Origin of the sequence: Desulfomarina profundi (assembly GCF_019703855.1) — a bacterium.
Taxonomy (GTDB): domain Bacteria; phylum Desulfobacterota; class Desulfobulbia; order Desulfobulbales; family Desulfocapsaceae; genus Desulfomarina; species Desulfomarina profundi.
In genome coordinates this window covers 995854-1007500 of sequence record NZ_AP024086.1, presented here as the reverse complement: position 1 = coordinate 1007500, position 11647 = coordinate 995854, and the positions used below count along the sequence as shown (strand labels likewise).

General features: G+C 45.2%; 8 protein-coding genes, 2 rRNA genes and 1 pseudogene (1 of these 11 cut by a window edge). 10 read left to right on the top strand and 1 reads right to left on the bottom strand.

What is annotated here, in order from left to right:
- From LO777_RS04720 to LO777_RS04690, 7 genes are all read left to right on the top strand, one after another.
- A 23S ribosomal RNA gene (locus LO777_RS04720) occupies positions 1 to 1011 on the top strand; it begins 2130 nt to the left of the window's first position.
- Positions 1012 to 1220: 209 nt separating this feature from the next.
- Positions 1221 to 1337: ribosomal RNA gene (rrf, locus tag LO777_RS04715) — 5S ribosomal RNA — on the top strand.
- A 161-nt stretch (positions 1338 to 1498) separates the two neighbouring features.
- Positions 1499 to 1684: a hypothetical protein gene (locus tag LO777_RS04710; protein WP_228856399.1), complete on the top strand. Its 186-nt coding sequence runs from the start codon at positions 1499 to 1501 to the stop codon at positions 1682 to 1684.
- A 168-nt stretch (positions 1685 to 1852) separates the two neighbouring features.
- On the top strand, positions 1853 to 3709 hold the full coding sequence (locus tag LO777_RS04705; protein ID WP_228856398.1) for a fructose-bisphosphatase class III: 1857 nt from the start codon (positions 1853 to 1855) through the stop codon (positions 3707 to 3709).
- Positions 3710 to 3750: 41 nt separating this feature from the next.
- Entirely contained in the window at positions 3751 to 4698 is a 948-nt protein-coding gene (locus tag LO777_RS04700) for a fructose-bisphosphatase class II family protein (protein ID WP_228856397.1), read from the top strand.
- Between the two features lie 508 nt (positions 4699 to 5206).
- Positions 5207 to 6322 (top strand): OmpA family protein, encoded by a 1116-nt coding sequence (locus LO777_RS04695; protein ID WP_228856396.1) that lies wholly within the window; start codon positions 5207 to 5209, stop codon positions 6320 to 6322.
- Between the two features lie 12 nt (positions 6323 to 6334).
- The gene (locus LO777_RS04690; RefSeq protein WP_228856395.1) at positions 6335 to 7174 is read left to right on the top strand and encodes a motility protein A; all 840 of its coding nucleotides are present in this window, start codon (positions 6335 to 6337) and stop codon (positions 7172 to 7174) included.
- Here the strand turns inward: LO777_RS04690 and LO777_RS04685 are convergent.
- Positions 7167 to 7712, bottom strand: coding sequence for a DUF4388 domain-containing protein (locus tag LO777_RS04685; protein ID WP_228856394.1), 546 nt, complete (start codon positions 7710 to 7712; stop codon positions 7167 to 7169). The two genes, LO777_RS04690 and LO777_RS04685, sit on opposite strands and share 8 nt — an antisense overlap.
- A 353-nt stretch (positions 7713 to 8065) precedes the next feature.
- On the opposite strand from LO777_RS04685, the gene LO777_RS04680 reads away from it, so the two are divergent.
- The 3 genes and pseudogenes from LO777_RS04680 to LO777_RS04670 all read left to right on the top strand — a co-directional run.
- Entirely contained in the window at positions 8066 to 8986 is a 921-nt protein-coding gene (locus LO777_RS04680; protein ID WP_228856393.1) for a pentapeptide repeat-containing protein, read from the top strand.
- 1 nt (position 8987) lies between these two features.
- On the top strand, positions 8988 to 11453 hold the full coding sequence (gene dnaE, locus LO777_RS04675; RefSeq protein WP_228856392.1) for a DNA polymerase III subunit alpha: 2466 nt from the start codon (positions 8988 to 8990) through the stop codon (positions 11451 to 11453).
- Positions 11423 to 11605 (top strand): annotated as a pseudogene (locus LO777_RS04670) (helix-hairpin-helix domain-containing protein); the annotation flags it as partial. The gene dnaE and the pseudogene LO777_RS04670, both read left to right, overlap by 31 nt.
- Positions 11606 to 11647: the final 42 nt, after the last annotated feature.

The window sequence follows — 11647 nt, the reverse complement described above, 5'->3', positions numbered from 1 at the left end:
CCCCGGTAAACGGCGGCCGTAACTATAACGGTCCTAAGGTAGCGAAATTCCTTGTCGGGTAAGTTCCGACCTGCACGAATGGCGTAACGATTTCCCCACTGTCTCAACCAGAGACTCAGCGAAACTGTAGTACCGGTGAAGATGCCGGTTACCCGCAACAAGACAGAAAGACCCCGTGAACCTTTACTACAGCTTGGCATTGGTTTTTGAGGTAACATGTGTAGGATAGGTGGGAGACTTTGAAGCGGTGACGCCAGTCATCGTGGAGTCGTCCTTGAAATACCACCCTTGTTATCTTAGGAATCTAACTGCGGTCCGTAATCCGGATCCAGGACATTGTCTGGTGGGTAGTTTGACTGGGGCGGTCGCCTCCTAAAGAGTAACGGAGGCGCGCGATGGTTCCCTCAGGCTGATTGGAAACCAGCCGTAGAGTGTAAAGGCATAAGGGAGCTTGACTGCGAGACAGACATGTCGAGCAGGTACGAAAGTAGGTCTTAGTGATCCGGCGATTCCGCATGGAAGGGTCGTCGCTCAACGGATAAAAGGTACTCCGGGGATAACAGGCTTATCTCCCCCAAGAGTCCATATCGACGGGGAGGTTTGGCACCTCGATGTCGGCTCATCACATCCTGGGGCTGAAGCAGGTCCCAAGGGTTTGGCTGTTCGCCAATTAAAGTGGTACGCGAGCTGGGTTTAAAACGTCGTGAGACAGTTTGGTCCTTATCTGTTGCGGGCGCAGGATATTTGAGGAGATCTTTCCCTAGTACGAGAGGACCGGGATGGACGAACCTATGGTGTACCAGTTGTTCCGCCAGGGGCATTGCTGGGTAGCTAAGTTCGGCAGGGATAACCGCTGAAAGCATCTAAGCGGGAAGCCCACTCCAAGATAAGATATCCCATGGCTTAAGCCATCTGAAGGCTCGTGGTAGACCACCACGTAGATAGGTCGGGTGTGGAAGTGCAGTAATGCATGGAGCTTACCGATACTAATCAGCCGTGCGGCTTATCCATATTTTTTGATTATTACTCTACTGGCTGCACTACTATTCGATTATCATGTTTTTTATAGAAGATAACAGTAGGCAGGCTACAGTTGGCAGATTAACAACAGGTATCTGCTGATCAGCGCCCTGCCAACATAATATTTATGTAAACTTTGCAGGGACGGTTTGAGAGGCAAGAGTAGTCTTCTCCCCTCACTCCTTACCCCTCACCAAATTTACGGCGGTCATAGCGAAGAGGATCCACCCGTTCCCATTCCGAACACGGAAGTTAAGCTCTTCAGCGCCGATGGTACTGCATGGGAGACTGTGTGGGAGAGTAGGTCACCGCCGTATCTCTTTAAAAAGCCCCAATGAGCTTCGCTCATTGGGGCTTTTTTTTTATTTTTTCACTTTATCAGACGATTGTAAGATTTTTGTAAGAAACTGTTTGTATCTTTTATCTTTGGCTGCAAAAATACCTTTATACAATTTACAACAGGACTGCAGAAACCAACATGACACCTGAACAAGTTGAAGACCTTCTCATAGAGTGGAGCATTTATTCCAAAACTCAACAGGAAAAAATAATCAAAGAATATCAAAAAACTTATGGCAATGAACTCGGCGAGTCACATTGGTTGGAATACCTCAAGGACGTTCTTGAAATAGAAGATTACTGGAAAAAAGTTGGTCTGATATAAGATTTCTATTGGATAAATGTTTTTAAACGAAACATTGAATTTTTCCTGTCAAAAAGGTAGCATAAAGAGGTTATTTATAACTATTTGCCAAACGACTCCCTGTTTAACACCTCGCTTTTTCTTTTGAGATTTGATCAGGAATAATCAATTCAGCAACAAGGGGGCAAAATGGGTCCGAAGCATAATCAGACTGACCAATTTATCCAACCTCCCAAAGTGCAGGTTAAGGAAATAGACCTACTTGCACAAAAACTTCTTGAACTGGAACAGGAACTTAACTCCAATATTCCCACCACTCTCTGGATAAGCGACCTGCACGGTGAAGGTGACCGATTCAAATCTATCTTGAGAGGCAGATTCGGTATTCTGTATCAGACCTGCAGAGAAGCCCTCCCCTCAACTTTCAGTTCCGAGAAAATTCAATATTTAACAAAAATTATAAGGAAAAAACAATATTTCCTCGATAAACACACCAGAATGGATATGCAGGATGTCATCCTGTGCCTTGTCGAAATTCTGAAATATAAATTAACTAATATTACCCCCAGGGCAAACGAGATTTTTCGCCCTGAATTTCGTGAGACCATCAACCGGCTGCTCTCTGGGCTACCGGTTCCCAACCCGATCTTTGAAGAACCGGTTATCTCCACCAGACTAATTGCCCATCTTGGTCATACCATTCATCAAATTCTCCTGGACAGAATTCAGGTCCTCGGTGATGTCTTTGACAGAGGGCCGCAGCCCGATAAAATTATCAGAATCCTCTCTTCGAATGCATACCGGGGCATGGTTGATTATGTTTTTGGCAACCACGACATTCTCTGGATGGGTGCTGCCGCCGGGAACCGTTCTCTCATAGCAGAAGCCCTGCGTATCACCTGCAGATATGATCATTTCGAATTTCTCCACCGCCTTCGTTTCAACTTTACTCCCCTGGCTGAATTTGCTGAACGAACATACCCTGTCGAATATGTAACCGGCAATTTTAAAGCAAGGACCGACAAGGGACGTTCCATGGAAAAAGCCCTTGCGATTATTCAGTTCAAACTGGAGGAACAGACTATTCGTGATTTTCCACAATACGAAATGGAATCACGACTGTGGCTCAACCGGCTCGCGAAACTCTTAAAGGAAAACAATACTTCCGGTTTGAATGATACCCATTTTCCAACCATTAATCTCGATAATCCCGGCGAACTCACTTCCGAGGAACTGCAGATTGTTGATGATCTCGAATACCAGTTCACGACCAATCAACGTTTAAAACGGCTTCTTCGCTTTTTCTTTACCGTCGGGAAAACATTTCATATTCAAAATAATTTTCTTAATATTCACGCCCTTATACCATCAACTAAGGATGGGGAATTCGAGGAATTTCTTGGTCGCAAAGGCAAATTTCTGCTCAGTTTTATCCAGGACACCATTCAACGTACCGGTGAACGTTACCTCAAAGGTGAAAAACAGAATCCTGAAGATCAGGCTCTTTTTTTCTATCTCTGGTGTGGACCCAAATCTCCATTTTTCGGTAAACATGCCATGAAAACATTTGAGAGATATTTTCTCGTGGACAAGACGACCCATACCGAGAGAAGTCTGTACTGGAAAGACAATATGCAGCGTCCTGAATTTAAACAACTTCTACAGAAAGAATTTGGTGTGCAGCGTGTTATATACGGACATACCCCAGTCGATTACAAGAAAGGCGCCTCAATGGCAAGCGAGGATGGGGTTGCCATCAATATTGACGGTGGTTTTGCAGCTGCCTATTACAACAGGGGACACTCTCTGGTACACACCCCACACCAGCTCTACGGCATAATCCTGCCAACACCTGACGAAATCATGGAAGCCGCGAGAAAACTTGAATCCGCTCCCCTTGATATTGAACTTATTGATGAATTCAGGCAGCCCATGAAAATAAAGGATACCATCGCCGGGAAAAAAATCAAAAAAGAACGTGACAAGATAATGCGTCAGCTTCGCGAATGTGCAAAGCAGGATAAATTTCACACATATGACATCTGACGAAAACCTGAACAAATATTTAAGGAAAACCTGACTTCATCATGGATACCAATTACGGGATGGAAATAGTTCGTGCTACAGAAATTGCAGCACTCACTGCAGCAAGACTGCAGGGCCTCGGCGACCATGATCATATTCTAAACCAGGCCAGAAAAGCCATCACAAAGACACTCAACAGACTCCATATCGATGGCTGCCTTGTCAACGACCGTTTTACACAAAGAAAGGACACATACCAACTCCCCTCCCGCATCGGAAAAGGAGGAGAAAAAACCGATATAATGGCTGTGGCCCTAGAGGCCCACAGATCTGCGGCTGATGGAAAAAACAATGCCACATCATATGCTGTAATCGCAAAGGAAGGTTCCATCCAGTCCCTGCCAAATCTCAGTATGTATAAAATAGTTGTTGGCCCCCGGGTTGGACAGGTTATTGATATTAATCAACCTCCGGCAGTCAACGTCAAGCGGGTCGCCAGGACCCTGAGAAAATACACGGAAAATGTAACTGTCTGTATCCTCAACCAGACCCGCCACCAGAAACTGATCAATGAAGTCCGACAGTGCGGTGCCAGAATAAAACTCATCGAAGGCGGTGAGATATCCGGTTGTCTCGCAGCATTAACCGGTGAAAAAGCAGATATTTATATCGGCTACGGTTATGCTCCTGAAGGCGCCCTTGTGGCTGCAGCCATGAGTTGCCTCGGAGGCTATTTTGAGGGAAAGATTTTTTATGAAAACGACCGGGACAAGCGGGAAGCAGCAGAACACGGTATTGACGATTTTGATAAAATTTTCAGGCTGCAGGATCTGATCCGCGGAAAGGAAGTTGCCATTGCAGCCACCGGCATTACCGACGGCGAATTTCTTGAAGGTGTTCGTTTTACTTCAAATGGTGCCATAACCACATCCTTTGTAGCCAGGGGCGAATCACGTACATACAGAAAGCTTGAAACGCACCACTTTTTTGACTATAAGCCAGTATTCTAATCAACATTGCCCCCCGAAAAAAGTCCTGATGAGCTGGGCATCCATATGAAACAGAAAATCACCCGCTGTTGTCACAGGATTTTCACCTCTTCAACTTCCACTCGTGCAGTACTTTGTAAAAAATGGGTCCTGCCCCTTCGTATCATTGCAATATCAAGCCTTTTTCTACACATGAGTTATCTGTCCATCCTTCCAGCCGGGTTTTACAGTGGTTTTCTGGTGATATTTCACATTGTAATCGCTTTGATAATTTTAAATGAATGTCGAAAAAGTGTTATATACCATACAATTTTGAAAGAATTTCAACACAGAACCCTCCCGGAATAACGATCTGATTCCCTAAGACCCGTCTGCAGAAATAGCAATAATAGCAATTAATAAATTTTTTCTTTACATTTCAGCTCTATCCGTCCGATAATAATAAAACTGAACTGAATCTGATCTTCAACTCAATTGTTCCCCGGTATCAATTGACCGAAGAACAATCCTATTGATAATCATATATCCAATGCACTCCGAAAATCTCTTGCCAACAGATAACAACGACGACCGGAACAGTTCACCGGGAAGCGCTCAGCACCGCAAAGGTACCGGATTCGTCAATATTGAAAGGCGTATTAGAAGCCATACCGTATTTCATATTGACGAATTCACCAGCAGATCATCCCTTCCCCGACCAACGCACTGGTCAATTGCCTGGTCAGACCTGATGATGACCATGTTTATTCTCTTTCTTGCCATGTTTGTATACCAGTCTGCCAATGAAGAATTTCTGGGCAAAAAGAAACCGGAAATTCTTGGTGGGGACACTACGGAAGCCCTTGATTCAATAGATGCAAGCGGCGCATCCTTCCCATTTATTCCTATAAAACCCGGCCTTCCCATAATGACCGCCGGAACCATTAAAAAAGTCGTAAAAGTTCCTGAAAGCTCTCCTGCTGCAAATGCCGTTCAAGAAAAACAGGAGGATGCAGAACCATTTCAAGATACCAAAACTACAGTTTCATCTCAACTGGCACCGAAAAAAATTGTACTGGCAATTCCGGAAGAAAAAACAGCAGCCAAAGACCCGGAAGAGATCCTTGAACCCCGTCCCCTTCTTGACCAAGACCAGAATCCCCAAGTGAAAAAAGACCAGTTCCAAGAAATTTTCACCCTGAGTAAAGATGCGCTTGAATCCAATAATCTCGAAAAATTTGCAACAATTGATCTTGTTCCCGATAAAACCATGCGCATCATATTAACAGGTGACCTGCTTTTTGGGCTTGGCGAAAGCGAGCTGTCAACCGAGGCAAAAAAATCCCTGAAGAAAATTGCCGCAGTGATCAGATTGACCCCTTATATGATCAATATCGTTGGCCATACTGATAATATTCCCATGCGATCCAATCGATTTAAAAGCAACTGGGAACTGTCGGTGGCACGGGCCAGCACAGTCGCCCGATTCTTTATCGACAACATGGGAATGAACCCCAGCCAGTTTGTGGTAAGTGGCTACTCTTCCTATAGACCCGTCAGGCCTAACACTACCGCAGAAAATCGAGCCAAAAATCGTCGGGTGGAAATTATTATCAGCAAAAGACTCCCCCAACCCCTTAAGCCAACAGCTGAAAATCTGAAATAAATCGGAAATGTGATGAAAAATAAAACTTCAATAGGGCTTTTTCTCAGTATCGCACTGTTTATCCTGGGCTTTTTTATCCATGGAAATATTTCCCTCTATTTCAACATATCCGGACTGCTGATTGTCTGTGGAGGTACACTGGCCGCATCGCTGATCAGTTTTAAGTTTGAACAACTTCGTATTGTCTGTAAGGTTCTTCTGTCCGCCTATAAAAACCCTATAAAAAAAGAAACGGAGATCATTAATATTCTGATTGATCTCTCAATCCGCTCAAAAATGGAAGGGATCCTTTCCCTGCAGGATCAGGAGAATGAAACGACTGTGCTCTTTTTAAGAAGAGCCCTTGGCTGCCTTGTTGACGGTTACCAGATTGAACAAATCAGAGATATCCTTAATACTGAAATGTACTTTTTCAAGCTTCGCCGGGAGGATTGCGAACGAATCCTCAGAACAATCGCCGATTATTTCCCGGCATTCGGTATTATTGGATCAGTGGTAGGTCTTATTACAATGCTTGGTGGTATAGGAGATACTTCAATCATTCTTAAGGCAATCCCAATAGCTCTGACATCAACTCTCTACGGGCTGATTTTCGCTAACTTTTTTTTCCTCCCTTTTGCATCCATTATCAGGGAAAGAACAAACCAGGAACTGCTTCTGCAAAAAATCATAATGGAAGGTGTCATCGCCATCAGTACAGAAATGAACTCTGTTATTCTGAAAACTAAACTGGAATCTTTCCTTACTCCGTCAGAACGTGAGGCCAGTCTTGTCTCATATGCAAAAATAAGAGAACGTTTTGCAATTGAACAAAAAGAAAAGAGTGAAAACAATGATCAGCGGGTTACTTGACCTGTTTAACCGAATCAGTTCCTGAAACCGTGTGATCAAGCCGCACAATGCCTTCCAGGAGTAGATGGTCAATGCGCTCATTGATAAGAATTTCCTCCCGGGAAGGATATTGGTTGACAAAGAAAAAAAACATCCCTTCCTTCCATCTCAGGGTTTCAAAAAAAGCTTCACGGGCCTGCATCTTCAGTGTCTCGGAAAGATTTTCAAATTCAAGGTACCCCTTTCGTACAAGGATATCACCCAGACGTCTTCGCCCACCGTGCTGCCTGTGGATTTTAAGACCCTGGTTCAGCTGTAATACTGAAATACATCCCGATTCGAGCAGGAGATCACCAATCCTCTTCTGATTGGTACCGAGAGCACCAAAAATCAGTATCCCCCGTTGAAAGAAAAAACTGCCACTATTGCCATTTGTAACAATACGCAATTCTCCTGACAGGGTTGCATAGTCAAGAAACTGAAAAACATTGTTCAGCTCAATTGCCCCAATATCACCCTGGAGCGATACTCCGCCCCTGTGCCGTGCATCAAGTTTCATTTTTTATCATTTTCTCCTGCCCGAAAACGAACACCGGCGTTTATTAAATAGCAACTGGTCACAGGTTTTGTAACTCTGTGTTTTCATCAACATTAAAGATTGAAGGGCTAGCTCATAGTCCAATTTCAAAATGTGTTCAATGAAAATATGCGGAATACTACTATTGTAATGAAAGTCACCCTCAAAAGCAACTCCATCTTGCTGTTAGCTGATTTTATTTTTCCCGGAAAAAACTCATTCGGTTGTCATTGAATCAGAATCTATTAATTTGATGTACAAAGAGAAAAAGACTATATTGGTTTCTGTGAGTGCTTTTCGGATTAAGATAAAAAAATCACTGGGGGACGACATATATGATTCGGCTTTTCTTTTTTATCCAGCTTTTGCTGCTATTCCTTTTCATCAATGGTTGCGCGCCCGTAAATCAGAATCAGGTAATCGCCTCAGGGAAAGCCCCCCTCACATCCCGCCAACTCTTTGACATGGTCAGCAACAACAGCCTGCACCTTGAGGCTGTTGATTTTGATGCAACTCTCTTTTTTAACACGAATGGCACCCTGGCGGCGATTGATCGCCTGAAAAGCAGAGATGTCGGCAAATGGGATGTTTCATCGGAAAACCAACTCTGCATTAAATATCGTACCTGGTATTATGGTGACACTAAATGCTACCGAGTTTTCCCTGCGGGAACCGAAGGAAAATATACTCTTTTTACTGAAAATGGCGCCAGATACTGCACAGCCGAATTTCTTACAGCTGATCCTTACAACCTGTCTCAGCAACTGGGAAAACATAAGGGGAAACAATACCTCAGAGAACAATTCGCCAAAAAAAATGCCAGCCCTGTTTTCAGCGCGCCTGATAAAGAAAAAGATGATAAAACAGCTGCAGAAAGCACGGTATCAAGGCGACAAGCCAAGAACACCAAACGGGATGATCTCATCAGAATTGCCCGCAACTGTCCCGATTGTAATCTCAGGGGTATCAATCTGAAAGATGCAAATCTCATCGGTGCCAATCTGAAAGGCGCCAACCTGGCGGGAGCAGATCTCAGCGGAGCCAACCTGCGCAGGGCCAATCTTACCGGTGCCAATCTGACTGGAGCCCGTCTTGTTGCCACCAGTCTTGCAGGTGCCATTCTGGTCAATGCCGATCTTTCCAACGCCGATCTGACCGGAAGCAACCTCATAAAAGCAAAACTTAACAATGCGATTCTGGAAGGTGCCATCCTTGACGGTGCCAATCTCGAATCTGCTGAAGGATACAACTATTAATATGAGTGCAGAATTCACCCATCTTCATGTTCACACCCAATACAGCCTGCTGGACGGAGCTATTCGCCTGACCGATCTCCTTGATAAATGTAAGGAATACGGCATGGACAGTGTAGCGGTAACTGACCATGGCGCAATGTATGGAGCTCTGGAATTTTACAAGAAAGCAAAGGCAGCCGATATAAAACCGATTGTCGGTTGCGAACTGTATATTGCCCCCGGTGATATGCGAGACAGAAAAAAAATAGATGGTGAAGTTGCCTTTCATATCGTCCTGCTTGCCATGGACCACGGCGGATATCAGAACCTGATGAAGATGGCCAGTATCGCCCAGTTTGAAGGGTTTTATTATAAACCGAGAATCGATATGGACGTTCTCAGGGCCCACAACGAAGGAGTCATTGCCCTGACAGCCTGTCTACATGGCCAGGTCCCCTACCTTATCCGTAAAAAAGATATGGACGGGGCGCGGAAAAAGGCTCAGGAACTGTATGACATTTTCGGAGACCGACTCTATTTCGAAATTCAGGAAAACGGTATAGCCGAACAAAAACCTGTCAATGAAGGATTGATCTCCCTCGGCAGAGACATGGGAATCAAGGTTGTGGCCACCAATGACTGCCATTACCTGAACAGGGAGGAGGCACATGCCCACGAAATCCTGCTCTGTATCCAGACCGGTAAAACCATAAATGACCCTAAACGATTCAGGTTTTCAACAGACGAGTTTTACTTCAAGTCACAGGAAACCATGAAAAAGAGTTTTGCCTACTGTCCGGAATCCATAGCGACCAGTCGTGAAATAACGGATCGTTGTAACCTGGAAATTGAATTCGGCAACTACTATTTCCCTAATTTCGAAGTTCCGGAGGGAGAAAGTCTTGATTCCCTCTTTGAAACGGCCTGTCGGGACGGCCTGCAGGAACGATTCAATGATATGCGCAGGGCCGGAACTTTTTCTCCCGAGGTCGAAAAAACGTATACAAACCGACTTGAGTCGGAAATTGATGTCATCCGTACCATGGGATTTCCCGCTTATTTCCTCATTGTCGCCGACTTCATCAACTGGGCAAAAAACCACGATATTCCGGTGGGGCCGGGACGTGGATCAGGTGCCGGAAGTCTTGCTGCCTATTGCATGCGCATCACCAATATAGACCCCATTCCCTATGGACTGATCTTTGAACGTTTTCTCAATATCGAACGAAAATCAATGCCCGACTTCGACGTGGATTTCTGCCAGGAACGAAGAGGCGAGGTCATTGACTACGTCCGCAACAAGTACGGTGGTGCCGCTCATGTGGCTCAGATAGTTACTTACGGATCCATGAAGGCCAGAGGAGTAATCCGCGATGTAGGCAGGGCCCTTGACATCCCTTTTGGAGAAGTGGACAAGGTGGCAAAACTGGTTCCCGACCAGCTGAAAATGACCATCAAAAAAGCCCTGGAGGAAGAACCTAAACTCCAGGAAATGGCCGACAGTGACCCCCGTATTGCTGAACTTCTTTCCGTTTCAAAGACCCTTGAAGGGCTGGCACGTCACACCTCAACCCATGCCGCCGGAGTGGTCGTCTCCCCAAAACCGATGACCCATTATCTGCCGACCTGTCGGGGGAGCAACGAAGAAACCCTGACCCAGTATGATATGAAACATACCGAGATGACCGGATTGATCAAATTCGATTTCCTCGGTTTGAAAACACTCACCGTTATCGACAAGGCTCTCAAACACATTGAACAGGACATTGGAAAAAAACTCGATATCGACGCCATTCCCATGGATGATATCAAAACCTATGACCTTCTCTGCAGTGGGGATGCCCTGGGTGTTTTCCAACTGGAAAGCTCAGGAATGCGGGAACTTCTCGTAAAAATGGCCCCAACCCAGTTCAGTGATCTTATCGCTCTGGTGGCCCTTTATCGCCCCGGCCCCCTGGATTCAGGGATGGTGGACGACTTTGTCAAAACCAAACACGGCAAGGCCACAGCCAATTATCCGCTGCCGGAGATCAAACCGGTCCTGGAAGAAACGTATGGAGTCATCGTCTACCAGGAACAGGTCATGAAAATTGCTAATATTCTGGCCAGTTATTCCCTGGGAGACGCGGATATCCTCCGCCGGGCAATGGGGAAGAAGATAGAAGAAGTCATGGATGAAGAACGAGTCAAATTCATGGCTGGTGCCAGAAAGAACAATCATCCTGAGGATAAGGCCGAGTATATTTTTGATCTTATGGCCAAATTTGCGGGATACGGTTTCAACAAATCCCACTCAGCCGCCTATGCACTGATATGCTACCAGACAGCCTATCTCAAGGCCCATTTCGCACCCCAGTTCATGGCTGCTCTGCTCTCCTGCGATATGAACAACACGGATAAGGTTGTTCTCTATATCAACGAGTGCAGGGAGCACAATATTGAAGTCCTCCCCCCGACATTAACGAAAGTGTCAAAGATTTCAGTGTAGTCAACGACAGGATCCGCTTCGGTCTTGCCGCTGTTAAAAATGTTGGCGGATCTGCTATTGATTCCATCATCGAAGAACGGGAAAAGAAGGGAAAGTACAAATCGTTAAGCGATTTCTGCAACAGGGTTGATTCCCGAAGGGTCAACTCGAGGGTAATTGAAAGCCTTATAAAATCAGGATCATTTGACTCCCTG

Bases quoted from the DNA above. Each gene is read 5' to 3' on its own strand.
- LO777_RS04710 (WP_228856399.1), top strand. From the start codon at position 1,499: ATGACACCTGAACAAGTTGAAGACCTTCTCATAGAGTGGAGCATTTAT.
- LO777_RS04705 (WP_228856398.1), top strand. From the start codon at position 1,853: ATGGGTCCGAAGCATAATCAGACTGACCAATTTATCCAACCTCCCAAA.
- LO777_RS04700 (WP_228856397.1), top strand. From the start codon at position 3,751: ATGGATACCAATTACGGGATGGAAATAGTTCGTGCTACAGAAATTGCA.
- LO777_RS04695 (WP_228856396.1), top strand. From the start codon at position 5,207: ATGCACTCCGAAAATCTCTTGCCAACAGATAACAACGACGACCGGAAC.
- LO777_RS04690 (WP_228856395.1), top strand. From the start codon at position 6,335: ATGAAAAATAAAACTTCAATAGGGCTTTTTCTCAGTATCGCACTGTTT.
- LO777_RS04685 (WP_228856394.1), bottom strand. From the start codon at position 7,712: ATGAAACTTGATGCACGGCACAGGGGCGGAGTATCGCTCCAGGGTGAT.
- LO777_RS04680 (WP_228856393.1), top strand. From the start codon at position 8,066: ATGATTCGGCTTTTCTTTTTTATCCAGCTTTTGCTGCTATTCCTTTTC.
- dnaE (WP_228856392.1), top strand. From the start codon at position 8,988: ATGAGTGCAGAATTCACCCATCTTCATGTTCACACCCAATACAGCCTG.